27 protein-coding genes are annotated in these 25,961 nt (G+C 64.6%); 14 read left to right on the top strand and 13 right to left on the bottom strand.

Translation table 11 applies throughout. The features are described from left to right. Positions 1–28 precede the first annotated feature (28 nt). The 4 genes from MAFF_RS18635 to tauA form a co-directional block, all read right to left on the bottom strand. Positions 29–220: a hypothetical protein gene (locus tag MAFF_RS18635; RefSeq protein WP_010912498.1), complete on the bottom strand. Its 192-nt coding sequence runs from the start codon at positions 218–220 to the stop codon at positions 29–31. A 20-nt stretch (positions 221–240) separates the two neighbouring features. Further along, positions 241–1,101, bottom strand: coding sequence for an ABC transporter permease subunit (locus MAFF_RS18630; RefSeq protein WP_010912497.1), 861 nt, complete (start codon positions 1,099–1,101; stop codon positions 241–243). Next, a complete protein-coding gene (locus tag MAFF_RS18625) occupies positions 1,098–1,871 on the bottom strand; it encodes a taurine ABC transporter ATP-binding protein (protein ID WP_010912496.1) in 774 nt (257 codons plus the stop codon). The genes MAFF_RS18630 and MAFF_RS18625 overlap by 4 nt, the downstream gene beginning before the upstream one ends. Positions 1,872–1,987: 116 nt before the next feature. Continuing rightward, positions 1,988–3,001 carry a taurine ABC transporter substrate-binding protein gene (gene tauA / locus MAFF_RS18620; protein ID WP_010912495.1) on the bottom strand — a complete coding sequence of 338 codons (1,014 nt, stop codon included), beginning with the start codon at positions 2,999–3,001 and terminating at the stop codon, positions 1,988–1,990. A gap of 551 nt (positions 3,002–3,552) precedes the next feature. Here tauA and MAFF_RS39125 point away from each other — a divergent pair. The 3 genes from MAFF_RS39125 (at position 3,553) to MAFF_RS18610 (ending at position 5,716) form a co-directional block, all read left to right on the top strand. Next, on the top strand, positions 3,553–3,720 hold the full coding sequence (locus tag MAFF_RS39125) for a hypothetical protein (RefSeq protein ID WP_157866010.1): 168 nt from the start codon (positions 3,553–3,555) through the stop codon (positions 3,718–3,720). Positions 3,721–3,867: 147 nt separating this feature from the next. Next, positions 3,868–4,338, top strand: a complete 471-nt coding sequence (locus tag MAFF_RS18615; protein ID WP_010912494.1) for an RrF2 family transcriptional regulator — start codon at positions 3,868–3,870, stop codon at positions 4,336–4,338. A gap of 25 nt (positions 4,339–4,363) precedes the next feature. Continuing rightward, positions 4,364–5,716: an FAD/NAD(P)-binding protein gene (locus MAFF_RS18610; RefSeq protein WP_010912493.1), complete on the top strand. Its 1,353-nt coding sequence runs from the start codon at positions 4,364–4,366 to the stop codon at positions 5,714–5,716. Positions 5,717–5,730: 14 nt separating this feature from the next. Here the strand turns inward: MAFF_RS18610 and MAFF_RS18605 are convergent, their stop codons facing one another. Next, on the bottom strand, positions 5,731–6,501 hold the full coding sequence (locus tag MAFF_RS18605) for a type 1 glutamine amidotransferase domain-containing protein (protein WP_010912492.1): 771 nt from the start codon (positions 6,499–6,501) through the stop codon (positions 5,731–5,733). 111 nt (positions 6,502–6,612) lie between these two features. Between MAFF_RS18605 and MAFF_RS18600 the strand changes: the two genes are divergently transcribed. Continuing rightward, positions 6,613–6,966 carry a winged helix-turn-helix transcriptional regulator gene (locus tag MAFF_RS18600; protein ID WP_010912491.1) on the top strand — a complete coding sequence of 118 codons (354 nt, stop codon included), beginning with the start codon at positions 6,613–6,615 and terminating at the stop codon, positions 6,964–6,966. Between the two features lie 13 nt (positions 6,967–6,979). Here MAFF_RS18600 and MAFF_RS18595 read toward each other — a convergent pair whose 3' ends face one another. Beyond that, positions 6,980–7,627: a cysteine hydrolase gene (locus tag MAFF_RS18595; protein WP_010912490.1), complete on the bottom strand. Its 648-nt coding sequence runs from the start codon at positions 7,625–7,627 to the stop codon at positions 6,980–6,982. Continuing rightward, positions 7,624–7,956, bottom strand: coding sequence for a hypothetical protein (locus MAFF_RS18590; protein WP_010912489.1), 333 nt, complete (start codon positions 7,954–7,956; stop codon positions 7,624–7,626). Before MAFF_RS18590 ends, MAFF_RS18595 begins: the two co-directional genes overlap by 4 nt. 117 nt (positions 7,957–8,073) lie before the next feature. Between MAFF_RS18590 and MAFF_RS18585 the strand changes: the two genes are divergently transcribed. From MAFF_RS18585 to MAFF_RS18555, 7 genes are all read left to right on the top strand, one after another. After that, the gene (locus MAFF_RS18585; RefSeq protein ID WP_244420821.1) at positions 8,074–8,523 is read left to right on the top strand and encodes a RidA family protein; all 450 of its coding nucleotides are present in this window, start codon (positions 8,074–8,076) and stop codon (positions 8,521–8,523) included. 234 nt (positions 8,524–8,757) lie between these two features. Continuing rightward, on the top strand, positions 8,758–10,197 hold the full coding sequence (locus tag MAFF_RS18580) for a pyridoxal-phosphate dependent enzyme (protein ID WP_010912487.1): 1,440 nt from the start codon (positions 8,758–8,760) through the stop codon (positions 10,195–10,197). Beyond that, a complete protein-coding gene (locus MAFF_RS18575; RefSeq protein ID WP_010912486.1) occupies positions 10,194–11,378 on the top strand; it encodes a trans-sulfuration enzyme family protein in 1,185 nt (394 codons plus the stop codon). Before MAFF_RS18580 ends, MAFF_RS18575 begins: the two co-directional genes overlap by 4 nt. Positions 11,379–11,796: 418 nt before the next feature. After that, complete coding sequence (locus tag MAFF_RS18570) at positions 11,797–12,765, top strand: GlxA family transcriptional regulator (protein WP_010912485.1); 969 nt, start codon at positions 11,797–11,799, stop codon at positions 12,763–12,765. Positions 12,766–13,132: 367 nt separating this feature from the next. Then, a complete protein-coding gene (locus tag MAFF_RS18565) occupies positions 13,133–14,437 on the top strand; it encodes a M24 family metallopeptidase (protein ID WP_044548524.1) in 1,305 nt (434 codons plus the stop codon). Between the two features lie 313 nt (positions 14,438–14,750). Continuing rightward, complete coding sequence (locus MAFF_RS18560; protein ID WP_044548522.1) at positions 14,751–15,431, top strand: isochorismatase family protein; 681 nt, start codon at positions 14,751–14,753, stop codon at positions 15,429–15,431. Beyond that, a complete protein-coding gene (locus MAFF_RS18555; protein WP_010912482.1) occupies positions 15,428–16,387 on the top strand; it encodes an alpha/beta hydrolase in 960 nt (319 codons plus the stop codon). Before MAFF_RS18560 ends, MAFF_RS18555 begins: the two co-directional genes overlap by 4 nt. A gap of 3 nt (positions 16,388–16,390) precedes the next feature. Here MAFF_RS18555 and dnaQ read toward each other — a convergent pair whose 3' ends face one another. From dnaQ to MAFF_RS18530, 5 genes are all read right to left on the bottom strand, one after another. Then, positions 16,391–17,113 carry a DNA polymerase III subunit epsilon gene (gene dnaQ / locus MAFF_RS18550; RefSeq protein ID WP_010912481.1) on the bottom strand — a complete coding sequence of 241 codons (723 nt, stop codon included), beginning with the start codon at positions 17,111–17,113 and terminating at the stop codon, positions 16,391–16,393. Positions 17,114–17,190: 77 nt separating this feature from the next. Beyond that, the gene (gene coaE / locus MAFF_RS18545; RefSeq protein ID WP_010912480.1) at positions 17,191–17,784 is read right to left on the bottom strand and encodes a dephospho-CoA kinase; all 594 of its coding nucleotides are present in this window, start codon (positions 17,782–17,784) and stop codon (positions 17,191–17,193) included. Then, a complete protein-coding gene (locus MAFF_RS18540; RefSeq protein WP_010912479.1) occupies positions 17,781–18,623 on the bottom strand; it encodes a shikimate dehydrogenase in 843 nt (280 codons plus the stop codon). The genes coaE and MAFF_RS18540 overlap by 4 nt, the downstream gene beginning before the upstream one ends. Next, positions 18,616–19,215 (bottom strand): Maf-like protein, encoded by a 600-nt coding sequence (locus MAFF_RS18535; protein WP_010912478.1) that lies wholly within the window; start codon positions 19,213–19,215, stop codon positions 18,616–18,618. Before MAFF_RS18535 ends, MAFF_RS18540 begins: the two co-directional genes overlap by 8 nt. Positions 19,216–19,533: 318 nt before the next feature. Beyond that, the gene (locus tag MAFF_RS18530; protein ID WP_010912477.1) at positions 19,534–20,355 is read right to left on the bottom strand and encodes a pyruvate, water dikinase regulatory protein; all 822 of its coding nucleotides are present in this window, start codon (positions 20,353–20,355) and stop codon (positions 19,534–19,536) included. Positions 20,356–20,759: 404 nt separating this feature from the next. Here MAFF_RS18530 and hemE point away from each other — a divergent pair, with 404 nt between their 5' ends. The 3 genes from hemE to rho all read left to right on the top strand — a co-directional run bounded on the left by hemE (position 20,760) and on the right by rho (position 23,757). Next, positions 20,760–21,791, top strand: coding sequence for a uroporphyrinogen decarboxylase (gene hemE, locus MAFF_RS18525; protein WP_010912476.1), 1,032 nt, complete (start codon positions 20,760–20,762; stop codon positions 21,789–21,791). Continuing rightward, the gene (gene hemJ / locus MAFF_RS18520) at positions 21,791–22,327 is read left to right on the top strand and encodes a protoporphyrinogen oxidase HemJ (protein WP_044548520.1); all 537 of its coding nucleotides are present in this window, start codon (positions 21,791–21,793) and stop codon (positions 22,325–22,327) included. The genes hemE and hemJ overlap by 1 nt, the downstream gene beginning before the upstream one ends. A gap of 164 nt (positions 22,328–22,491) precedes the next feature. Then, positions 22,492–23,757, top strand: coding sequence for a transcription termination factor Rho (gene rho, locus MAFF_RS18515; RefSeq protein WP_019862177.1), 1,266 nt, complete (start codon positions 22,492–22,494; stop codon positions 23,755–23,757). 155 nt (positions 23,758–23,912) lie between these two features. Here rho and MAFF_RS18510 read toward each other — a convergent pair whose 3' ends face one another. Further along, positions 23,913–25,928 carry a thioredoxin domain-containing protein gene (locus MAFF_RS18510; RefSeq protein WP_010912473.1) on the bottom strand — a complete coding sequence of 672 codons (2,016 nt, stop codon included), beginning with the start codon at positions 25,926–25,928 and terminating at the stop codon, positions 23,913–23,915. Positions 25,929–25,961: the final 33 nt, after the last annotated feature.

The following is a 25,961-nucleotide window of genomic DNA, read 5'->3' as shown; positions in this document are numbered from 1 at the left end:
TACAGGAGCGAAGCTCCTTGGCGCCCCCTCACTGCGACCAATACTGCCAGGCCCAGTAGAAACTTTCGTCGCGTGGCGGCAGGCGGTCGCGGCCGGCTGGGAATTGCACCGGCGCCGGCGAGCGCTCCTGCCTCGCCGCCTTGTCGTCGGAGGCAAGGCCGAGCAGCCAGGCGCCGAAATGGGCGAACAGCACGGCGGTGGAATGGGTCGTCATCGTCATTCTCCTGCGCTTGCGGTTGATCATTCCCGTCCCGCCCACGGGACGAGCGCGCGCTCGATCCGGCGGATGGTGAATTCGAGCACGAAGGCGATGGCCGCGATCACCAGAATGCCCATGATCACCACGTCGGTGACCAGGAACTGCGCCGCCGACTGGATCATGAAGCCAAGCCCGCGCGTTGCCGCCACCAGTTCGGCCGCGACCAATGTCGACCAGCCGGCGCCGAGCGCGATGCGCAGCCCGGTCAGGATCGACGGCAGCGCACTGGGCAGGATGACGTGGCGGACCACCTGGCGCTTTGTCGCGCCGAGCGAGCGCGCCGCGTTGATGCGCTCCTGCGAGACGCCGCGGACACCCGATGCGGTGGACAGTGCCACTGGCGCCAGCATGGCGATGGCGATCACCAGGATCTTCGACGGCTCGCCAATGCCGAACCAGATGATGACCAGCGGCAGATAGGCCAGCGGCGGGATCGGCCGCAGGAATTCCAGCAGCGGATCGAAAATGCCGCGCCCGACCGTGCTGATGCCGATGGCAAGACCCACCGGGACGCCAATGAGGAGCGCCGCGACCAGCGCTGCAAACACCCGGCCCAGGCTGGCGACAGTGTGCTGCAGCAGCGTCGCGTCGACGAAGCCATCGCTGATGACGACGATGAGTTTATTCCACACCGCGACGGGCGAGGGCAGGAACACCGGCGACACCAGTTGCAGTCGGGCCGACAGCGCCCACGCCGCCAGCACCACCAGGATGGTGACCGCGCTGATCATGCGCGCCGAAACGCCCTTGCGTTTCGGGCCTGGCCGCGACCACGGCACCGACAGGCCGTCGGTCTCTTCAGGCCTGGAGCCGGCGCGCTCGGTGTAGGAGGAGATGGTCATGCCGTTTCTCCCTCGAAGATGGCGTCGGTCAGTTCGCCGCGCGCAGTGGCGAAGGCGGGGTCGGCCTTGATCGCGCGGATGGGCTCGCCGGCGGCGTAGCGCCTGGAGAAGCCTGGTTCGAAGGTGCGCACGACGCGGCCGGGGCCGGGCGCCAGCACGACGATGCGGGTGGCGAGCACCAGCGCTTCCTCGATGCCGTGGGTGACCATCAGCACGCCGGCATGGCTTGCCGTCCAGAGGTCGAGCAGTGTCGTCTGCATGCGCTCGCGCGTCAGCGCGTCGAGCGCGCCGAGCGGCTCGTCGAGCAGCAGGAATTGCGGTTCGGCGGCGAGCGCGCGGGCAAGGCCGACGCGCTGGCGCATGCCGCCGGAAAGTTCCCAGATGCGCTTGTCGCCGGCATCGCCGAGCTTGACCAGCGCCAGAAGTTCGTCGGCGCGGCGCGCCCGCTCGGCCGGCCGGACACCGCGCAGGCGCAGCGCAAAGGCAACGTTTTCGCGCGCGGTTAGCCAGGGAAACAAGGCATCGTTCTGGAACACCACGGCGCGATCCGAACCGGGCGCCGTGATCGGCCGGCCGTTGATCGTGGCGCTGCCGCGCGCCGGCGTGACCAGGCCGGCGGCGACATTGAGCAGCGAGGTCTTGCCGCAGCCGGAACGGCCGACAAGGACGACGAAATCATCCCCGGCGACGTCGATCGACACACGCTCGACCGCCGGTGCCGGCTGGCCGTCATAGTGGATCGAGATCTTGTCGAGCACGAGATGCGGCATGGGACCTCTCAAAGGGAAATCAGCCTGCCCCGAAACCGCGCCTCGTCAGCGGTTCCGGGGCAGGCACGCGCGGCGTCAGGGAAGGAGATCCGCGCGCGTTTGGAGGCGCCAGGCGCTCAGTTCGAGGCCAGCGCTTCGGTGACGTATTTCGACGTCACATATTTCGAATAGTCCGGCAGCACGGCGTCGACCTTGCCCTGCTCCTTGAGGAAGGCGGAGGCCGCCGCGACCGCCTTGACCGTGCCGCCGCCGAGGAATTTGTCGGAGGCCTGCTCTTCGAGCGTCGGGAAGACATAGCCCTTCAGCAGCTCCGGCACCTCTTCCAGCTTGGCGCCGGTGAGCTTGGCGATCTTGCCGGCCTGCGGCGAGGACACCGACCAGGCGTCGGGCTTGGCGAGGTATTCGGCATAGGCCGCGCCCGTCACCTTGACGAAGTCGCGCACGGCTTCCGGGTTCTTCTGCGCAAAATCGGTGCGCACGATCCAGGCGTCGAAGGTCGGCGCGCCCCAGGCGGCGACCTGCGAGGAATCCAGCACCACCTTGCCCGTCGTCTTGATCTGGCCGAGCGCCGGATCCCAGACATAGGCCGCATCGATGTCGCCGCGGGCGAAGGCGGCGGCGATTTCGGGCGGCCGCAGATTGAGGATCTGGACCGACTTCGCATCGACATTCTCGTGCTTCAGCGCGGCAAGCAGGCTGTAATGCGTGGTCGAGACGAAGGGCACGGCGACCTTCTTGCCGGCGAGGTCGGCGAGCTTCTCGATGCCAGCGCCGTTGCGCGCGACCAGCGCTTCGGACGGTCCGATCAGGCCGACGACGAAGATGGTCTGGATCGGCAGCTCACGGCTGGCCGCTGCCGCCAGCGGGCTCGAACCGACATAGCCGATGTCGACCGAGCCGGAAGCGACCGCGGCGATGACATCGGCGCCGGAATCGAATTTGCGCCAGTCGATCGTGGCCTTGGTGGACTTTTCATAGGCGCCATCGGCCTGCGGCACTTTGGAAGGTTCGACCACCGTCTGGTAGCCGATGGTGATCTTCAGGTCATCGGCCAAAGCCGGGCTGAGAAATGCAGCGCCGGCAAGGGCGGCGGACGACAGAAGGAGAATGCGTCGCGAAATGGTGGACATCAAAGGGCTCCATGAAAACAGAGAAAACCGGATTGCCCCATAATAGTCAGCTAATTCTATCGTTCTTGTAGAGTTAAATCCTTCCAACGAAGGCAGGTTTGTTGGAAAAAATCTGCCGACGAGACGGCGCCGAGGCGGAAAGGGCGGCTGCAGCAGCGGCCACCGCCCCTCCATATGAACGGGAAAGGTGCCCCGCGAGCGCCAGACTTCGTCATCCCAGGGCGAAGCAAGGAGCGTAGCGACGCGCGCAGACCCTAGGATCCATTCCGTGACTTCGAAGCGTTGCCACGGTCCTGGTTCTGCTCCGTCGCGCCCTTCGTCCAACGTCACGGAATGGATCCTAGGGTCTCCGCGACGCCGCTACGCGGCTGCTCCGCCCGTGGATGACGAAGGATCGGCCAACCGTCGGGCAGTCACCACGCAACGACGGTTTTCGCCTTTGCAATTGTCGCGCAAATCCATGCCTCAAACAGCCACGGAATTGACAAGCCGTTTCGCGTGTTCGAGGGTAAGTATAGTATCCTTATCGACATGAGGGATTGGAGACGACGATGAGCGGGCAGCCCACCACTCACGGCATGCGTCACCTGCCGGAGGCGCATAAATCGGCGCGCGGCACGGCGGGCCTGGGGAAACCATTTGCCGCCTTGTCGCCGTCGAAGTGCAGTTCTGTGCTCTTAACGGCACAAAAGCCTGACAAAATGGCTAAAGCGGCTTGAAAACGAAGCAAATTCAACGTTTCTCGGCTTGTATATCATGTCACTAGAATTTATGTGTCATGGATGCTTGGGCGCGGCGGGGAGGCTCGCCAGGCGTTTCGCAACGGATGGCCTCGTGCCATCGCATGACAGAGAAACGTTCGGTCAATGCTCACCAAAAAAGGCAAGTACGGCCTCAAGGCGCTGGTCCACCTCGCGCACCTGCCGGCCGGGCAGCTCGCTTTCGTCAACGACATCGCGACCGGCAACAACATCCCGAAGAAATTTCTCGACGCCATATTGGGCGAGCTGCGCAATGCCGGTTTCGTCCAGAGCCGCAAGGGCAAGGATGGCGGCTACCGCCTGGCGCGGTCGGCCGAGGAGATCAAGGTCGGCCATGTCGTGCGCGTCCTTGACGGGCCGCTGGCGCCAATTCCCTGCGCCAGCCGCACACAATACCAGCGCTGTGAAGACTGCAACGAGGCGACATGCCAAGTCCGACATCTGATGCTCGAGGTCCGGCAGGCGATCGCCGAGGTGCTCGACCAGCGCAGCCTCGCCGAGATGCGCGACATCGGTCTCGACGACCTTACGGTCGCGAGGAAGATCGACGACCTGCCGGTGAAGGTCCAGGCCTGACGCCTCGCATCCCACAGGTGCGCGCATGAGCGGGCGCGCCAATTCGATCAGTTCCATCATCATCGTCGGCGGCGGTGCCTCGGGCGTCGTGATGGCCGCGCATCTGCTGAAATCGCCCAATCCGGATCTGCGCGTCACGTTGATCGAAAAGCGCCCGCATTTCGGCCAGGGCATCGCCTATTCGACGCTGCTGTCGGCGCATGTCTTGAATGTCAGCGCGGCCGGCATGAGCGCCTATGCCGACGATCCCGGCAATTTCTGGCGCTGGCTGCAGGGGCGTGGCCTGGTAGACCCGGAGCAGACGCCGCAGACACCCTTCTACGCGCCGCGCAGCCTCTACGCCCGCTATCTCGGCGAGTTGCTCGATGAGCTCGAGGCGCGCGAACAGCCGACCGGGCGGCTGCGCCTGATCCACGAAGAGAGCCTGTCGATCACGCCGACCGCGTCCGGTGTCGAGGTGGCGCTTGCCAACGGCACCAGCGTCGTCGCCCATATGGCCATACTCGCCACCGGCCATGACGAACAGCCGGCGCAAGGCCATGCGATCCGCATGGGCTCGGAAGCCGACACCGCGCTCGATGCGGAAAGCCGCGTCATGGTGCTGGGCACCGGCCTCAGCATGGTCGACGCGTTCCTGGCGCTGGAGCAGCGCGGCCACACGGGCGAGATCGTCGCCGTGTCGCGGCGCGGCCTGCTGCCGTCGCCACACCGCAAGGGCAATCCGATCAAGCTCGACGTCGCCGATATCCCGCTCGGCACCCAGCTTTCCTATTTCGTCGGCTGGTTCCGCGACCTGATCCGCGAGAACCAGAAGGCCGGCATCGACTGGCGCGACGTGGTCGATGGCCTGCGCCCCTTCAACCAGAAGATCTGGCAGAACTGGCCGGCCTCCGCCAAGCGCCGCTTCGTCGAGCACACCAAGGCCTGGTGGGACATCCACCGCCATCGCATGGCGCCGGAAGTCTACGCCAAGGTGACGCAAGCCGTGCAGGCCGGCCGCATCCGGCTTGTCGCCGGGCGCGTCGTCGGCATCACGCCAGGCGAGGCCTTCAGCGTCGACATCCAGTCGCGCCACAGCCAGCTTGTCGAGACTTTAGACGTCGCCCGTATCTATGATTGCTCGGGCATCGTGCGGGACATTTCGACCTCGTCGAACAGCGTGGTGCGCTCGCTGGTCGACCGCGGGCTGGCGCGGCCGGATCCGATGCGCATCGGCCTCGACGTGTCGGCCAATTGCGAAATCATCGCCGGCGACGGCACAGTCTTACGCAAGATCCTCGCCGTGGGCCCGCTGACGCGCGGCACCTTCTTCGAGATCGACGCCATACCCGACATCCGCGTCCAGTGCGCGCGGCTGAGCAAGCAGTTGCTGGGGTAAATGCCGGCTGGCGCTCAGCCGCCCAGCGCCTCACAGACCAGGCGCGCGGTTTCGGCGCCGGAAAAATTCTGCTGGCCGGTGATCAGATTGCCGTCGCGCACGGCAAAGCCGCGCCACAGCCCGGCCTGGACATAATTGGCGCCGATCGCCTTCAACTCGTCCTCAATGCGCCAGGGCATCAGATGTTTGCCGCGCGCGAGCGCGCCCATCTCCCAGGTCGCCTTGTCGGCGAAATCCTCCTCGGCATTGGCGAAACCCGTCACCGTCTTGCCGGCGGCAAGCAGCGCTCCATCGGCTCGCCTGGCGTAGCGCAGCAACGCGGTGCCGTGGCAGAGCGCGGCGGCCACCTTGCCGGCTTCGTGGAAGGCGACGAAGGTTCGCTGCAGTGTTTCGGCGCGATCGTAGCTGAACATCGGCGCCTGGCCGCCGGCGACCACAATCGCGTCAAAGCTGTCGACATCGATCTCCGCCGCCGGCCGCGTGGCCTCGACCAGAGCCGCCAGTTTCGGGCTCGACAGGAAGCCGAGCGAGATGAGGTCGGTCTCCGAATAACCCGAGGGATCGCGCGGGTCGCTCAGCGCGTCGGCCTCGCATCTGCCGCCCTCGGGCGAGAAGATTTCCACCGCGTAGCCGCGCTCGGTGAAGGCGAACCAGGGATGGGTCAGTTCGCTCCACCAGAAGCCGACCGGCCATCCTGTCGTGGTCGATACGGCCGGATTGGCGATGACGATGGCCACACGCTTGGGCTTGCGTGCATTGACCGGATTGGCATCCCTGACACTCATCTTCGCTCTCCCTTTTGAAACTGTCGCCGACAAAGCCGGGCCCGGCAATCTGGCCACATGGCGGGGCAAAATCCGCTTCCGTCTCTGCAGGGCCTTGCCTAGGATCGGTGCATGACACAACGCGGTAGACTCTATGGCTGCCCGGTCGAGTTCGCGCTCGACGCGCTCGGCGGCAAATGGAAAACGGTGATCATCGCGCGGATCAAGCAAGGACCGCTGCGCTATTCCGAGCTGCGGCGAATGATCCCGTCGCTCTCCGACAAGATGCTGACGCAGCGGCTCGCCGATCTCGTCGAGATCGGCTTCGTCGTGCTCGAGACGTCGCCCGACGGCAAGGGGCGCTACGCCTTGACCGAGCGCGGCCAGGATCTCGCCGCAGCACTACAGGCGCTCTATGACTGGGGCAGCGTGCATGGCCGCGCCGAGGGCGTGCGCTTCCGCAGTGATATCGAGGCGGCGGCCTAGCAACTTTCGTCCCTCAGGCCGCGCCGGCAAGCGCGCCGCAAAAGCCGGCGACATCGGTGATGACGGCCTCGCCGAGGAAACGCAGCGTCGCCATCGAGCGGTCGCGCGCTTCGCGGTTGCCGAAGCCGCAGGCATCCTCGATCACCACAGCCGTAAAACCATTGTCGGTCGCCTGGCGAACTGTCGGCTCGATGCCGATCTCCATGGCGATGCCGGCAAGGGCGATGGCGCGCACGCCGCAATCGCGCAAGGCGAAGCTCAGAGCGGTGGAATCGAAGGCCGACATGGTCAGCTTGTCGAACACGGCTTCGTCGGCGCGGGGCGCCAGTTCGGGGATGATCCGCGTCGCGTCGGCGTCGCGCAAAAACCACGGCTCGACCGCGTCGGGACTGTCGCGCCGCTGCCAGGCCATGGCGGTGCGCAGCTGGGTGGCGCCCATCCATTTGCGCGGCAAGGAGAGGTGGCGGGTGAACGCCAACCGCATGCCGGCCGAGCGGGCGGCTTCGAGCACGATGCCGGTGCGCTCGACGATATCGGCCGCGCCGGCGACCTGGCGGCAGATGCCGATTTGCATGTCGTAGACCACCAGCGCCATGCGGTGCGGATCGCACCACTCGACCAGACTCGTGGGGATCTCGATGCCTTCGCTCGACCGGATCATGCCGCCGTCCGGTCCCAGGGTTGGGCGATGTCGACGCCGGGGTCGAACAGATATTCGAGCGGCAAGGGTGCCGGGTCGAAGGCGAGGAAATGCCATTCGAGCAGCCCGGCCTTCGACAACGGGAAGTCGTCGGTGTAGCGCCGGGCTTCATCGACGCTGTCGAGCTCGAAGACGATGATGACGCCGCCGACATCGGCGCGCGCATAGTTTTCGCGCACGACGCATGCCTTCCACAGCCGCCAGACATTCGACACCTCGTCGCGCAGATAGGGCTTTAGCTCCTCTAGAGTGACGCCGGGCTTGAAGTTGTCATAGGCGATGATCTTCATCGGCTGTCTCCTCTTGGCATGTCAGCATCGCGCGGCCGGCTTGTTTCGGCCGGCATCCCGTTCGGCTAGCATGTCGAAAATGGCGGCTTCAACGAACGAGATGGTTCGTTGAACGAGATGGCCGACTGGCCTTTCGTGGCGCGTGGCATCCAGCGGAGAGGAGACGGAATGGGTATCGAGCGGCTGAACCCGAAGGGCATGCACAGCAACCCGGCCTATTCGCAAGGCGTGGCGCTGCCCGCCTCGGCGCGCATCGTGCTGATCGGCGGCCAGAACGGCATCGACGCCGATGGCCGGATCGTCGGCAAGGGCGACATCGCGGCGCAGACCAGGCAGGCGCTCGCCAATCTGGCGATGGTGCTCGATGCCGGCGGCGCCAGGCCGGAGGATCTCGTCCGCCTGTCGATCTACATTGTCGGCGACGCCGACATCAGGCCGGCCTTCGGCGCCTGGATGGCGTTCTGGGCGGACCGCGGGCCGCCGCCGGTGGTGACAGGCATACGCGTGCTCGGCCTCGCCAATCCGGATTTCCTGATCGAGATCGAAGGCCAGGCCGCCGTCGTGTAGAAGCCCCGCTTTGGGTGCCATGGCGGATGAGCAGCTGCCGGTTGGAATTTCATTCCTCGTCTGGCCGGCTGATTGGCACGTTCTATCTTCTTTCCCGCGACAAACGGCTGGAAAAGAGGCTACGCTGCCGCTCTGCCGGCTCAATCAAATAAGTAGAGCATGATGTCGTCCGAAAACCGCTTCACACTTTTCGGCATCATGCTCTAGGCGGTCGCTTGATCAGGGAGCTTCGATATGAGCGAGCACGGAAAAGCTGCGCCAGGCAGCGCCCCCTCGGATGGCCAATCTGCGCGCCTGCGGCCACCTTATAAATCGGTTCTCGACCTGATCGGCCAGACGCCGGTGGTCGAGCTGACCAAGTTCGACACCGGCAAATGCCGGCTGTTCATCAAGCTCGAAAGCCAGAACCCGGGCGGCTCGATCAAGGACCGCATCGCGCTGTCGATGATCGCGGCGGCCGAGAGAGAGGGCAAGCTCAAGCGCGGCGGCACCATCGTCGAGGCGACCGCCGGCAATACCGGCCTCGGCCTTGCCCAGGTCGGCATCCCCAAGGGCTACCGCATCGTGCTGGTGGTGCCCGACAAGATGTCGCGCGAGAAGATCCAGCATCTGCGCGCGCTGGGCGCCGAGGTGCGCATGACGCGCTCCGATGTCGGCAAGGGCCACCCGGAATATTACCAGGACATGGCCGAGAAGATCGCCGCCGAAGTGCCCGGCGCCTTCTATGCCAACCAGTTCGCCAATCCGGCCAACCCGCTGGCGCATGAGACGACGACCGGCCCGGAAATCTTTTCGCAGCTCGACGGCAATGTCGACGCGGTGGTCGTCGGCGTCGGCTCGGGCGGCACGCTGACCGGGCTTGGCCGCTATTTTTCGAAAGTCTCGCCCAAGACCGAAATGGTGCTGGCCGATCCGGTCGGCTCGGTGCTGGCGCCGCTGATCAAGACCGGCAAGATGGAAGAGGCCGGCAGCTGGACGGTGGAAGGCATCGGCGAGGATTTCGTGCCGCCCAATGCCGATCTGTCGCTGGTCAAGAAGGCCTATTCGATATCAGACAAGCAAAGCATGCTGGCGGTGCGTGATCTGCTGTCACGCGAAGGCATTCTGGCTGGTTCGTCCTCGGGCACGCTTTTATCGGCCGCCTTGCGCTATTGCCGCGAGCAGACGACGCCGAAGCGCGTCGTCACCTTCGTCTGCGACAGCGGCAACAAGTACCTGTCCAAGGTCTTCGACGATTTCTGGCTGGCCGAACAGGGCCTGGCCGAACACGAGCAGCATGGCGATCTGCGCGACCTCGTGATGCGCTCGCACCGCACCGGCGACACGGTCTATGTCGGCCCCGACGAAAGCCTGCTCAACGCCTACGGCCGCATGCGCCGTTCCGATGTCTCGCAGCTGCCGGTTCTGGAAGATGGCAAGCTGATCGGCATCGTCGACGAGAGCGATATTCTGGCCAAGGTCGACGGACCCTATGACGGCCGCTGGGAGCGCTTCAACGGTCCGGTGCGCACGGCGATGACCTCCAATCTGCACACGCTGCAGGCCAGCCAGACGCTGGATGCACTGTTGCCGGTGTTCGACCGCAACGAGGTCGCCATCATCTTCGACGGCGACGAGTTCGTCGGCCTGATCACCCGGATCGACCTGATCAACCATTTGAGGCGCGCACGATGACCAGCCACACACCACCACCATCGGGCAAGAATCGCCTGGCCTTCTCGACACGCACCATCCATGGCGGCCAGAGCCACGATCCGCTGACCGGCGCGGTGATGGTGCCGATCTATGCGACCTCGACCTATGGCCAGCAGTCGCCGGGCGTGCACAAGGGGTTTGAGTACGCCCGCAGCCAGAACCCGACGCGCTTCGCCTTCGAGCGCGCGGTGGCCGATCTCGAAAGCGGAACGGCGGCTTTCGCCTTCGCCTCCGGCCTGGCGGCGATCTCGACGGTGCTGGAGTTGCTCGATTCCGGCGCGCATATCGTCGCCACCGACGATATCTATGGCGGGTCGTTCCGGCTGATGGAGCGGGTGCGCAAGCGCTCGGCGGGCCTGCAGGTCTCGTTCGTCGACTTCACCGACCTTGCGGCGGTCGAAGCCGCGATCCGGCCGGAGACGAAGCTGCTCTGGGTCGAGACGCCGACCAACCCGCTGCTGCGCATCGTCGACCTCGAAGGCGTCGCCGCGCTCGCCAAGCGCAAGGGCGTCCTCACCGTCGCCGACAACACGTTCTGCAGCCCCTATATCCAGCGGCCGCTGGAACTCGGCATCGATATCGTCGTGCACTCGACAACCAAATATCTCAACGGCCATTCCGACATGGTCGGCGGCGTGGCTGTGGTAGGCGACAACAAGGAATTGGCGACCCAGCTGAAATTCCTGCAGAACGCCATCGGCGCCATATCGGGCCCGTTCGACAGTTTCCTGGCGCTGCGCGGCCTGAAGACGCTGGCGCTCCGCATGGAGCGGCATTCCGACAACGGGCTGAAAATCGCGCAGTGGCTGGAGGCCCGCAAGGACGTGCGCCGCGTCCTCTATCCCGGCCTCGCCAGCCATCCGCAGCATTCCATCGCCGTCCAGCAGATGCACGCCTTCGGCGGCATGATCACGGCCGTGCTCGACCGCGATCTCGCCGGCACAAAACGTTTCCTCGAACGCACGCAATTGTTCACGCTGGCCGAAAGCCTCGGCGGGGTGGAGAGCCTGATCGAGCATCCGGCGCTGATGACGCATGGGTCTATTCCGGCCGAGAAACGGTCGGAGATCGGCATTTCGGATTCGCTGGTAAGGCTGTCGGCGGGGATCGAGGATGGCGATGATCTGATCGCGGATCTGGAGCAGGCGCTGGGGGGATGAGTGGTGGTTCAGCATGGCCGAAGGAGACGCGCTGGCAGGTGCGCTGGCATTGCAAGGGCGTGCTCGTCGGCTAAGTCACGGCATGGATCCTAGGGTCTGCGCCGCGTCGCTTCGCTCCTTGCTCCGCCCTAGGATGACGAAGCGAGGGTTTGTTTCGACCAATCTTCAAAGTTGCTCCTTTCCGAGAGTCCAATTGACAGTGGTCACAACCCGCCGTGCAGCAACCCAACCGCCAATCTGCGGCATTCGGGATTAGCCTAAGCTACTATGCGTTCGTCATCCTAGGGCGGAGCAGGAGCGAAGCTCCGTCGCGGAGACCCTAGGATCCATGCCGCGACACCGGAGCGTCGCGACGGTCAAAGCTGATTTGCCCAATCGGCGTTGACGCCAAACCCCATTCGCCCGAGATGTAGCGCCCATGGCCACGCGCGAACCCGAAAAACCCACCGAACCCCTGACCTTCGCGGTGCTGGTGTTCCCCGGCTTTCCGATGATGGCGTTCAGCTCCGTCATCGAGCCGCTGCGCGCCGCCAATGTTCTGGCGAAACGGCAATGCTATCGCTGGATCATCGTCGGCGGCACGAAAGGGGCGGTCGAGGCGTCGAACGGCGTCGTCATTCAGCCGGGCTTTTATGCCGAGGATGCGCCGAAAGTCGACCGCATCGTCGTCTGCTCGGGCGGCGATGCCGACCATCTCGTCGCCGAGGACGCGGCGAGCTGGATCCGCCGCAGCCTGCGGGGTGGCGCGCATATCGGCGCGGTGGCGGATGCGGCATTCTTCCTGGCGCGGGCCGGCTTGCTCGACGGCCATGCCTGCACCTTGCACTGGACCAGCCAGGCCGCCTTCACCGAGGCGTTCCCTAACATCGAGCTGCGGCGCGATCTCTACGTCATCGACCGCAAGCGCTTCACCTCGGCCGGCGGCGTCGGCAGCCTCGACATGATGCTGGAGATCATTACCCGCGACTATGGCGCCGAGCTTGCCGCCGGCGTCGCCGAATGGTTCGTGCACAGCCAGCTGCGCTCCAGCGTCGACCGCAAGCTGATGCCGCTCAGGCTGCGCACCGGCGTGCAGAACGAGTTGGTGCTGTCGGCCATTGCCATCATGGAAGACGCGGTCGAGGAGCGGCTCGGCATGGCCGAGCTGACGGCCCGGCTCGGTGTCTCCTCCGACAAGCTCGAACGCAGCTTTCGCTCCGAACTCGCCATCTCGCCCAATGGCTACTACCGGCGGCTCAGGCTGAAGCGCGCCGCCGACCTTTTGGCGCATTCGACGCTCGCCGTGCGCGACGTGGCGCTGGCCTGCGGCTTCGCCTCGATGTCGAGCTTTGCCCGGGCGTTTCGGGAAGAGCATGGCCATCCACCGAAACTGGCGCGGAGGCATTAGAGCTATCTTCGTCATCCTGGGGCGGAGCGTCGCGAAGCGGCGTGGAGACCCCTGGAGCTGCTCCGCAGCCCAAGGGATCCATGCCGCGACATCGGACGAAATATGCAGCGGTCCAAGATGTGTCGTCCCCGCGAGAATGCCTGATTCTGAACCGCTTTCGTGTGGAATAGACGCCCCGGCATGGATCCCTTGGGCTGCGGAGCAGCTCCAGGGGTCTGCGCCGCGTCGCTTCGCTCCTTGCTCCGCCCGTGGATGACGAAGGTAGGGGCTTAGCGGCATCCCGCACAACAAACGCGGTTTTCCGCACAATGCCTCCGCCGCTGCTGCGTCATGGTCACGTCTCGCAACCGACCCAAGGCCGAACCCCATGAGCATCGTCGTATTCGACCCCGACAGCACCGAGGACGTCGACTTCAAGGACCGCATGCGCCACCCGGTGGCGGCCGATCCGGCGGGCGGAATGTGGCTGTCGGACACCGAGCCGTCCTTCATCGATGCCGACGCGCTGCGCAAGGGCCGGCTGGCCAAACTGCGGGGCTGGATGCGCGACGCCGGCTATGGCGGGGTGGTGCTGTTCGACCCGTACAACCAGCGCTATGCCACCGGCTCGCGCAACATGTTCGGCTATTTCCTGCGCAACTCGACCCGCTATTTCTTCATCCCGACCGAAGGGCCGATCGTGCTGTTCGAGTACCCGCAGAGCTACCATGTCTCGATGGTGCTCGACACGATCGACGAGGCGCGGCCTTCCAAGCTGGTGTGGTCGTCGGTCTCCGGTCGCGACGACGAGACCGCCGGCCCCTTCGCCGACGAGATCGCCGAGCTCCTGAAGCAGCACGGCGGCGGCTCGATGAAGCTGGGTCTCGACCGCTGCAGCCATCTGCTGGCGCTGGCGCTGGAAAAGCGCGGCTGCCAGGTCAAGGATTGCCAGGGCGAAATCCTGGCGGTGCGCGCGGTGAAGACGCTGGAGGAGGTGAAATGCCTGCAGGTGTCGATGGCCGGCGCCGAGGCCGCCGTCTACGCCGTGCGCGAGGCGATCAAGCCCGGCGTCTCCGAAAACGACCTGTTCGCCATCATGTATGGCGAGGTCATCCGCCAGGGCGGCGAGTTCATCGAGACGCGGCTGCTCACCTCCGGCCAGCGCACCAACCCGTGGTTCAACGAGGCCAGCGGCCGCAAGATCCGGCCCGGCGAGCTGCTTGCGCTCGATACCGACACGATCGGCTGCTACGGCTATTATTCCGATTTTTCGCGCACCTTCCGCTGCGGACCGGGCAAGCCGACCGATTACCAGAAATCGCTCTACCGCATGGCGCATGACCAGGTTCAGCACAACATCTCGATCGTCAAGCCTGGCATGGCGTTTCGCGAAATCGCCGAGAAGGCCTGGAAGATCCCCGACCGCTTCGTCGACCAGCGCTATACCTCGGTGATGCACGGCGTCGGCATGCATGGCGAGACACCGTTCATCGCGCATGCCATGGATTACGAGACCTATGGCCGCGACGGCCATATCGTGCCAGGCATGGTGGTGAGCGTCGAAAGCTATATCGGCGAGAAGGGCGGCCGCGAGGGCGTCAAGCTGGAGGACGAGATCCTGATCACCGAGACGGGTACGGAGCTGCTGTCGCGCTTTCCCTATGAGGACGAGTTTCTGGAGAAGCAGGTTTGATGGTCTTTGAACCACCCTTGTCAACCAGCGCAGACCCCCACCGCTTCGTCATCCTAGGGCGAAGCAAGGAGCGCAGCGACGCGGCGCAGACCCTAGGATCCATGCCGGGACTCCAACGCGTCGCCACGATCCAGAATTCTGCTCCGCTGCGCCCGTCAGAAAGGTCACGGCATGGATCCTCGGGTCTCCGCGACGGAGCTTCGCTCCTGCTCCGCCCGTGGATGACGAAGGTGGGGAGGCACCGGCCAATCACCACCGTTTGCGCCGTTGCGCTCACCGGAACGATGCTGACCGCAAACCCAGGCCGCACCGCATGAAAACCCCCCTCTCCATTAAGCGCGGTACGGTGGCCGCCGTGTTCATAGACCTGCAGGAAGAGCACCGGCAGGACAAGCGCTACCTCGTCGAGGGCTTTGCCGGCATCCTCGCCAATGTCCAGCGGCTGCAAGAAGCGGCGCGCGCCAATCACGTGCCGCTCCAGCACTGGGCCTATATCGTCGATCTCGACAAACAGGATCGGCCCTTTCATCCGCTCGGTGCCGACGGCAAGTCGGCCTTCTCAGACAAGAGCGATCCGCTGACCGAGATCTGCCATGAGGTGGCGCCGGCCAGGGACGAAGCGCTGCTGGTCAAGGCCGAGGCCAGCGCCTTCCGCAGCGGGCCGGCGGCTGATCAGCTCAAGGCTGCCGGTATCGAATGGCTGGTCGTCGCCGGCGTCTGGACCGAGGCCTGCATCGACGCCACCGTGAAGGACGCCGTGGCAAGGGGATTTCGCGTGCTGCTGGTCAAGGATGCCTGCGGCAGCGGCAGCGCGGCCATGCACCAGACCGGCATCCTCAACCTCGCCAACCGGCTCTATGGCGGCGCGGTCACCGACACGGACGGCGCCTGCCGGCTGCTGGCCGGCGAGACGGTCACCGCCTGGCAGGTCGAGGGGTCGGTGCCGCTGCGCTTCACCTTCGACAATGCGGCGGCGCTCTACGCCGAGCTATGACAGCAGACCGACACCACGGCAAATATGAAACACGGCTCGACCCGGCGCTGTGGGCCTATATCGACAGGGTCGACGCCTGGTACCCGCCCGAGGTGATCGGCCTGCCGATCGACAAGCAGCGCGCGGTCTATGACAGAATGTGCCGGGCTTTTCACCAAGGCCGCCCGCCCGGGGTCAAGGCCAGCGACGGCCTGGTTGCCGCCCCAGGCCACGGTATACCGATCCGCCACTACCGGCCCGCCGGCAAGGCGGCGCGGGCCATGGTGCTCTATTTCCATGGCGGCGGCTTCATTCTGGGTAACCTCGACAGCCATGACGACATCTGCGCCGAGATATGCGCCGGCACCGGCTTCGACGTGCTGTCGGTCGACTACCGGCTGGCGCCTGAGCATGTCCACCCCGCCGCCTTCGACGATGCGATGGCCGCCTTCGCATGGGCGGCGGAGACGTCACGCCTGCCGCTGGTGCTGTGCGGCGAGAGCGCCGGCGGCAATCTGGCGGCGGCAGTGGCGCAAGCGACTCGCAAGCACGCGCGTACGGCGGTCGGCCAGGTGCTGATCTATCCCGGCCTCGGCGGCGACGAGGGCGCCGGCTCCTATGTCGAACATGCCGAGGCGCCACTGCTGTCCGTCGGCGATATCGCCTTCTACCGCGACGTCCGTTCAGCCAAGCGGCAGTCGCCCGACGACCCGACCTTTTCACCGCTGCGCGACCGCCACTTTTCCGGCCTGCCGCCAACGGTGATCATCACGGCCGAGTGCGACCCGCTGTCGTCGGATGGCGAGACCTACCGCGACCGCATCGCTGCGGCCGGCGGCAAGGCATGGTGGCACGAGGAGAAGCGGCTGGTGCACAGTTTCCTGCGCGCCCGCACCACGGTGCCGGCAGCGGCGGAAGCTTTTAGCCGCATCATCGCGGCGATCGCGGCGCTTGGCCGGGGTGAGTGGCCGTATTGAGTCTTACGACGCCGCGATGCTCTTTTCGGAGGAGTTGGCTTTCAGCCAGAGCGCCTTTTCGCCGAGCGTGGCGACCATGGCGGCATGCGCGGCGCGCTCCGCTTCGGTCAGGCGCGGCAGCAGCGGCCTCGGGCGCTCTGCGACGATGATCTCGATGTGCCTGACATTCTCGCCCTGTGCCGGCGCGGTGGCGCTGTCGAGGATGAGCGCCGCCTGCTTGCCGCCGATCAGCTCGATATAGACCTCGGCCAGCAATTCGGAATCGAGCAGCGCGCCGTGCTTGGTGCGCTTCGTATTGTCGATGCCGTAGCGCCGGCAGAGCGCATCGAGCGAATTGGGACCCATCGGATGCTTGCGGCGCGCCAGCGCCAGCGTGTCGACGACACGGCCGGGATCGACGACGGGATGGCCGAGCCGGCCGAATTCGACATTGAGGAAGCCGATGTCGAAAGTGGCGTTGTGCGCGACCAGCTTGGCGCCATCGGTGAAGGTCAGCCATTCCTCAGCGATTTCGGCAAAGGTCGGCTTGCCCGCGAGATCCGCCGCGCTGATGCCGTGCACCGCCTGCGCCTCCTCGTGGATCGCGCGGCCTTGCGGGTTGATATAGTGATGGAACGTCCTGCCGGTCGGGAAACGGTTGACGAGTTCGACGCCGCCCAACTCGATCACGCGGTCGTCGCGCGAATCAAGGCCGGTGGTTTCCGTATCGAAGATGATCTCGCGCATCGAATCAGTTTGCTCCTGGGCGAGCAGAATCACGAGACCGGAACAAAATGGCAATGGGCAATGCTGACAGCCCGCCGTCAGGAGCCCCTTTGTCCCCGGAGTTCGTCGATGATCGCATCGACCTCTGCCCGCGCGGCCTCCAGCCCCTGGCCGGTGTCGATGATGAAATCGGCCAGCCTGCGCTTCTCCTCATCCGGCACCTGCTTGGCCAGGATCGCCGCCAGTTTTTCTTCCGTCATGCCCGGCCGGGCCAGCACGCGCTGGCGCTGCACTTCGGCGGGCGCCGTGACGACGACAACCTTGTCGACGCGGCCACGGCCGCCGGTTTCGAAGAGCAGCGGAATGTCGAGCACGGCGATCGATTCGCCTGCGGTACGATGCCTGGCCAGGAAGGCGTCGGCGTCGGCGCGCACCAGCGGATGGATGATCGCTTCCAGCCGCTTCAGCGCAGCCGCATCGCCAAGGACGCGAGCGCCAAGTTTTGCGCGGTCGACTACGCCGTCGACAACCGTTCCGGGAAAAGCGGCCTCGACCAAAGGCGCCGCCACACCGGAATAGAGGCGATGCACCGCCTCGTCGGAATCGTGGACCGGCACGCCCGCCTCGGCAAACATTTTTGCCGTCGTCGACTTGCCCAAGCCGATCGAGCCGGTGAGGCCGAGCACGATCATGGCTTCGGCACCAGATCGGCAACGATGAGTGCGCGCAGCTCAGCCGTGACCTGAGGCCTGACGCCGAACCAATGTTCGAAGCCGGGCACGGCCTGGTTGAGCAGCATGCCGAGGCCGTCGACCGTCTTCAGCCCCCTGGCGCGCGCGGCGGCGAGCAAGGGTGTTTCGAGCGGCACATAGACAAGGTCGGTGACGATGGCATGGTCCGGCAGCAAGGCCGGATCGGCGGCGAGGCCTTCATTGCCGACCATGCCAAGTGCCGTGGTGTTGACCAGCAGGCCGGCGTCGGCCAGCAATTCGTCGGTCGCCGCCGTGCCATGCGCCGAAACGCCGGCGCCGAAACGATCCCGCAATTCCTGCGCCCGGGCGAGCGTGCGGTTGACGATGCGGATGTCGGAAAAACCGCGTTGCTTCAGCGCCTGGATGACGGCGCGCGACGCGCCGCCGGCGCCGAGCACGACCGCGGGGCCGGTGTTCGCCCAGCCCGGCGCGCAGTCATCGAGATTGGCGGCAAAGCCGTGACCATCGGTGTTGCCGCCCCGCAGGACGCCGTCCTCGAACCACAGCGTGTTGACGGCGCCGATCTCTTCAGCCGCCTGGTCGCGGCGCTGGGCAACAGCGAAGGCGGCTTCCTTGTGCGGAATGGTGACATTGCCGCCGCGAAACCCGTTTGCCTGCAATGCCGCGATGAATTCGGCAAAATCCTGCGGCGCCACGTCGATCGCCTCGTAGCTGCCGTCGATGCCGTGCTGGGCCAGCCAGTGGCCGTGGATCTTCGGCGAGCGCGAATGCTTGATCGGATGCCCGGTGACGAAGGCCTTCTTCGTTGCCTCAACCATCGATGGCTCCCAGCGTGCGCAGTTCCGCCAGCAGCGGCAGTAGCGGCAGGCCGACAATGGTGAAATAATCGCCTTCGATCTTTTCGAAGAGCTGGATGCCTTCGCCTTCGATCTGGTAGGCGCCGACGCTGGCCAGCGCCTTGGCGCCGACAAGGGCGAGATGGCGGCCGATGAAGCCGGGGTCGAGCATGCGCATGGTCATGCCGGCGATGCCGACATGGCGCCACAGCACCTTGCCGTCGCGCACCAGAACGGCAGCGCTGTTGAGCTGATGGGTCCTGCCCGACAGCGCCAGGAGATGGCGGCGCGCGCCTTCCATGTCGGCCGGCTTGTGGAACACCTCGTCACCCAAGGACAAAGTCTGGTCGCAGCCAAGCACTAGCGCGCCGGGTCGGCGTTCGCTGACCTCAGTGGCCTTGGCCTCGGCCAGCACCAGCGCGACATCCTCCGGCGAAACACCGCTATCCTGCAACGGCGCCTCGAGCGCGCGCTCGTCGACATCGGCCGGCACCGCCTCGACATCGAGCCCGGCATTGATGAGCATCGCCTTGCGGAACGGACTGCCTGAGGCGAGGATGATTTTCTCGGTCATGGTTTGCACACCTGCCTGCCCGTCCAACTGCCGACGGGATGTTCACCCAAGTAGAAAACCGTTGCGGTCGTCAACCACTGTAACGGCATGGATCCTAGGGTCTCCGCGACGGAGCTTCGCTCCTGCTCCGCCCTAGGATGACGAAAGCGCGATGGTTCATCGCCAATCACCGACGTTGGAGATTGGCAGAGACGATCCTGTCTTCGTCATCCTAGGGCGAAGCAAGGAGCGCAGCGACGCGGCGCAGACCCTAGGATCCATGCCGTGACGTACATGCCTCGCGACGGTGGGTGTTGGCGACGCGCAGCCCGGCTCCAATTATCTGTTCTTCCCCCGCAGGGCAACGATCGCCGCGGCCGTTTCCTCGATCGAGCGGCGGCTGACGTCGATCATCGGCCAGCCATGGCGCGTGCAGATCTGACGGGCGTAGGCGAGCTCCTCGTTGATGGCGGCGCGGTCGACATAGTCGGTCGGCACGTAGGAGCTGCTGTTGCCGAGGATGCGGTTCTGGCGGACATGCGAGATGCGCTCGGCGGTGGCGATCAGCCCGACGATCAGCGGCTTGGAGGCGCTGACCAGGCTTTCCGGCACCGGCACGCCGAGCACGATCGGGATGTTGGCGGTCTTGATGCCGCGATTGGCGAGATAGATGCTGGTCGGCGTCTTCGAGGTCCGCGAAATGCCGATCAGCACGACATCGGCATCGTCCATATTGGCCGGCAACTGGCCGTCATCATGGTCCATGGTGAAGTTCAGCGCATCGATGCGGCGGAAATATTCGGCGTCGAGAACGTGCTGGGCGCCGACGCGGCGGCCGGCCGGCGTGCCGAGATAGGACTGGAAGACGGTGAGCACCGGCTCCAGCACCGACACACAAGGCAGGCCCATTGTGGCGCAGCGTTCGTCGATGCCGCGCGCCAGCTTCTGGTCGACGACCGTGTAGAGAATGATGCCCGGCTCCTCCTCGATGTCCTCGAACACCTTGGCCACCTGCTTTTCGGTGCGGATGAGCGGGTAGATATGTTCAATCGCCCGCGCGTCCTTGTATTGCGCCGAAGCCGCCCGGCCGGCGGCGAGCAGCGTTTCGCCGGTCGCGTCGGAAATCAGGTGCAGGTGAAAGAAGCTCTGGGGTTTGTTCACAGGGGATCACCTGGGGCTGTGGGCGGATGTGGATAAAGCGGGACAGAAAGACGGGCCGGCCAGAGGCGACTGTATCAGATGGCAGTTTGTCCACAATTCGGTCCTCTGTCAGCTTCGCCGGCCGGCTGGGGACAAGTCTGGGGACGGCCGCCTTTGCCTTTCAGCCATCCACAGGGCGGGTTTCTTCCTTGGTTTGCTAACGCTTTGACTCCGATGACGGATTCCGGACTATCCCCAGAACCCTGCTGCCGGGAGAGGGAAGCGCGCGACAATATGCTTGCTGGCTTTTTGGCCGGCGAAGCGGGACAGGTGACAACCACCACAACCAACAGACTCTTAGAATCAGAAGAATCTTAGATATAAGAATCTTTGATTATAGGAAGGCCGGGAGAGGCGAGCGCTCAATGCCCAAAAGCCGGATCATGCTGGACGTCCTGAAGGGCGAGGCTCATTTTCCGCCTCCGCTCTGGATGATGCGTCAGGCTGGGCGCTATCTGCCGGAATATCGTGAAACACGCAGGCGCGCCGGGTCGTTTCTCGACCTCTGCTACGATCCCGACCTTGCGGTGGAAGTGACGCTGCAGCCGATCGAGCGCTTCGGCTTCGACGCTTCGATCCTGTTCTCCGACATCCTTGTCGTTCCGCATGCGCTTGGCCGCGATGTGCGCTTCGAAGAGGGGCGAGGACCGTTGCTGACGCCGATCTCCGTGGCCGAGATCATGGCTCTGGAAAGCGATGTGTTTCACGTGAATCTCGAACCGGTCTACGAGACGGTTCGCCGGCTGCGGGCAAAACTGCCTGACGAGACCACGCTGATCGGCTTCTGCGGCGCGCCGTGGACGGTGGCGACCTATATGATCGCCGGCCATGGAACACCTGACCAGGCGCCGGCGCGGCTGTTCGCCTATCGCGAGCCGGCGGCTTTTCAACATCTCCTGAAGGTGCTGGCCGATCATTCGGCTGCCTATCTGATCCGCCAGATCGAAGCCGGCGCGGATGTGGTGCAGATTTTCGATTCATGGTCCGGCGTGCTCGACGATGCGTCGTTCGACCAGTTCTGCGTTTGGCCGGTGGCGGAGATCGTCCGGCAGGTACAGGCTGTCCATCCCGATGTGCCGATCATCGGTTTTCCCAAGGGTGCCGGCGCGCGCTACCGGACCTATCGCCAGAAGACTGGCGTGACGGGGCTGGGGATCGACTGGACGGTGCCGCTGGCGGCGGCGAAGGATCTGCAGCGCTCGGGTGCGGTCCAGGGCAATCTCGATCCCTTGCGCCTCGTAGCCGGCGGCAAGGCGCTGTCAGATGGCGTCGAGGCGATCCTGAAAGCGCTGGGAGACGGGCCGCTGATCTTCAATCTCGGCCACGGCATCACGCCGGAGACACCGATCGCGCATGTCGAGGCGATGGTGAAGCAGGTGAGGAGCGCGGCACGCTGATGGCTGAGTCAGACAATACCAACAGCACCGGCCAGGCGATGATGCGCATGGTCACCGGCATCACTGTGCTGATCGTGGCGACGGCGTTTCTGTTTTTCGTAGCGCCCGAAAGCTTCTATCCCTGGGCAAAGGCGATCCATATCCTTGCCGTCATTTCGTGGATGGCCGGCATGCTCTATCTGCCGCGGCTGTTCGTCTACCACGTCGATGCCGAGAAGGGGTCGGTGCAGTCGGAAACCTTCAAGGTGATGGAGCGGCGCCTGCTGCGCGGCATCATCAATCCGGCGATGATCGTCACCTGGGTGTTCGGCCTTTGGCTCGCCTGGAAAGTCTTCGGCTTCCAGGGCGGCTGGCTGCACGCCAAGATCGGGCTGGTGCTGCTGTTGTCCGCCGTTCACGGCTATCTGGCCGGCGCGGTGCGCAAATTCGCCGAAGATCGCAACGAAAAACCGGCGAGGCACTGGCGGATCGTCAATGAGATCCCCACATTGTTGATGATCGCCATCGTGATCCTGGTTGTCGTCAAGCCGTTCTGAGGCCGATCAGGCCTGTTAAAACGCGGCTTGCTCTTTCATCCGACCGACGATAAAAGACGGGTCTTCCTTCCCGTCATGCGCCGCCCCTCATTGTTTTCGGCCGCGCCCGGCATTTGTCGCATCCCGCCGATATTTTTCTCCCAAAGCTCACCCAGAGTCCGTCTATGCAAGAAATGAAACTTACCGAATTCAAGAACAAGAAACCGCCAGAGCTGATCGCTTATGCCGAATCGCTCGAGGTCGAGAACGCCAGCGTCATGCGCAAGCAGGAACTGATGTTCGCGATCCTGAAGAAGCTGGCCGCCCAGGACGTCGAGATCATCGGCGACGGCGTGGTCGAGGTGCTTCAGGACGGTTTCGGCTTCCTGCGCTCGGCCAACGCCAACTATCTGCCAGGCCCCGACGACATCTATATCTCGCCGTCGCAGATCCGGCGCTTTTCGCTGAAGACCGGCGATACGGTCGAAGGACCGATCCGCAGCCCGAAAGAGGGCGAGCGCTATTTCGCGCTGCTCAAGGTCAACACCATCAATTTCGACGACCCCGAAAAGATCCGCCACAAGATCCATTTCGACAATCTGACGCCGCTCTATCCGACTTCGCGGCTGAAGATGGAAATGGAGGTTCCGACCTCCAAGGATATCTCGCCGCGCGTCATCGACCTGGTGGCGCCGCTCGGCAAGGGCCAGCGCGCTTTGATTGTCGCGCAGCCGCGCACCGGTAAGACGGTGCTGCTGCAGAACATCGCCCACTCCATCACCACCAATCACCCGGAATGCTATCTGATCGTGCTTCTGATCGACGAGCGGCCGGAAGAAGTGACCGACATGCAGCGCTCGGTGAAGGGCGAGGTCGTCTCCTCGACCTTCGACGAACCGGCGGTGCGCCACGTCCAGGTCGCCGAAATGGTCATCGAAAAGGCCAAGCGCCTGGTCGAACATGGCCGCGACGTCGTCATCCTGCTCGATTCCATCACCCGCCTCGGCCGCGCCTACAACACCGTCGTGCCGTCATCCGGCAAGGTGCTGACCGGCGGTGTCGACGCCAACGCGCTGCAGCGCCCGAAGCGCTTCTTCGGTGCCGCGCGTAACATCGAGGAAGGCGGCTCGCTGACCATCATCGCCACCGCGCTGATCGATACCGGCAGCCGCATGGACGAAGTCATCTTCGAAGAGTTCAAGGGCACCGGCAATTCGGAAATCGTGCTCGACCGCAAGGTCGCCGACAAGCGCATCTATCCGGCCATGGACATCCTCAAATCCGGCACCCGCAAGGAAGACCTGCTGGTGCCGCGTCAGGATCTGCAGAAGATCTTCGTGCTGCGCCGCATCCTGGCGCCGATGGGAACCACCGACGCGATCGAGTTCCTCATCGACAAGCTGAAGCAGACCAAGACCAATGCGGACTTCTTCGATTCGATGAATACGTAAGGGCTTACCCTCCCCCTCGTGGGGAGGGTCGATCCGCGCAGCGGAGCGGGGTGGGGGTCAGCACTGAGGCTGGCGTTTCACACCCACCCCTTCTCCCGATCTATGCTTCGCTACGATCGCGAGCCGACCCACCCCACAAGGGGGAGGGTGAGGAGCTATCTTCGCAACAACCGCTCCAACTCCTCAGCATCCGCCACCACCGGCAAACAAACCTGCCCGGTGCAAAGCCAGGCCCCTACTTTGTCGGTCGGAGGCAGAATCCCGCCGGGCAGCAAGGGTCGATTCGTTTCCGAACCAATCGCGGCAATGATGTCGACGCGGCGCGGGTCGGGGCACCGATTCGCAACCGGAACGAGCTTTGGATCCTCTGGGCTGTCGACGATGACCAGTTTCAAAGGCTCGATGGCAAGCGCGCAGGCATTGACGATGCCGGCCTGGCCATAGGCCTGGTGCGCCGCGCGGCCGGCGGCGTGCTCGGCGATCTTCCAGGCTTTTTCCGCGAGATCGGGATCGCCGGTAACGGAGGCGAGCCGCACAAGTGCTGCGATGATCTGGCTGGTGGCTGAGGAAATGGCCTCGTCGACATCGCCCCTGATGCGGATCGGTACGTCGGTGCTGTCCGAAGCGGTCAGATAGTAACCTGTTCCCGCTGGGTCGGGATACCAATGGTCGAGCTGTTCGATGAACTGCTTCGCCTGGTCGATGTAGCTCCAATCGCCAGACGCCTCGAACAGCGAAATCCCTGCATTGGCCATGGCGGCGTAGTCGCTCGACAGAGCGGGAAACAGTTTTCTGGTGCCAAGCATGGAATGCGGCAAGCGGCCGTCGCGGCTGGCGCCGGAGATATGGGCAAACGCCTTGTCCGCGGCCTCGATCCACTCGGGCCGGCCCAGCGAGCGACCGGCCTCGGCGAGTGCCGCAATCATCAGGCCGTTCCAGTCGGTGAGGGTCTTGGCATCGAGGCCTGGCCTGACGCGCTCTTCCCGGACGGCGAGAAGCCTGGCTTTGAGCGGAATGAGTTTTTCGCGATCGGCCACGCCTTGGGCTTGCTGGGTGCGGGTTTGGTGGATAACCGGCTTGCCTTCCCAGCCATGTGGGGCAGAAAGCGTGAAGTATTTGAAAAACAAGGCTGAATCGTCACCTAGAACGGTTTTGATCTCCTGCCGGTTCCAGGTGTAGAACAGCCCCTCCTCGCCATCGCTGTCGGCATCGAGACTGGCGGCGAAGGCGCCGCCTTCGACGCGCATTTCGCGCAGCAGCCAGTCGACGGTCTCTTCGATTCGTATGCGGAACAAATCATTGCCGCTTGCCGAAAAGGCCCAGTTGCAGAAGCGGATCAGCTCCGCATTGTCGTAGAGCATCTTTTCGAAATGCGGCACCAGCCATTCGGCATCGGTGGAGTAGCGGCTGAGCCCGCCGCCAATATGATCATAGATGCCGCCGGCCAGCATCCGTTCGAGACTGACCAGCACGTCGTCGCGATGCGCGGCGTTGCCATCGCGCAGCCAGGACAGCCAGAGCGTGAGCATGAATGGCGCGTTGGGGAATTTCGGCGCGCCGCGCAGACCGCCAAGGTCGCGGTCGACCATGCCGTCGATGCGGCCGGCGAGGTCGGTGAGCGCGCCGCGGTCGAGGCTCTGCCTGGCGTGCGTGCCGGAGAGCCGCGCTTCGACATGGGAAGTCAGCCCGTCAGCGCTCTGGTGCAGGCTGTCGCGCTTCTCGCGCCAGGCCTTGTCGACCGCTTCCATGACCTGGATGAAGCCCGGGCGGCCATAGCGCGCCTCGCGCGGAAAATAGGTGCCGCCCCAGAATGGCTTGCCATCCGGCGTCAGGAACATGGTCAGCGGCCAGCCGCCTTGCTCGCCCATCGAGGAGAGCGCGGCCATGTAGATCTGGTCGATGTCGGGACGCTCCTCGCGGTCGACCTTGATATTGACGAACAGACGGTTCATGACGGCGGCGACGCCGTCATTCTCGAAGCTTTCATGCGCCATGACATGGCACCAATGGCAGGCGGCATAGCCGACAGAGAGCAGGATCGGGCGATCGAGCGTCCTTGCTTCTTCGAGCGATGCCGGCGACCAGGCCCGCCAATGGACGGGATTGCCGCTGTGCTGCTGCAGATAGGGGCTGGCTTCTTCGGCAAGCAGGTTTTGCGCGGGCAATGTCACAATGGGCTACTCGGGTTGTTTGAAGGCGCGAGG

This window comes from Mesorhizobium japonicum MAFF 303099, assembly GCF_000009625.1.
Lineage (GTDB): Bacteria > Pseudomonadota > Alphaproteobacteria > Rhizobiales > Rhizobiaceae > Mesorhizobium > Mesorhizobium japonicum.
Note: the sequence above shows the minus strand (reverse complement) of the source record. Positions and strands in the feature narration are given on the sequence as shown.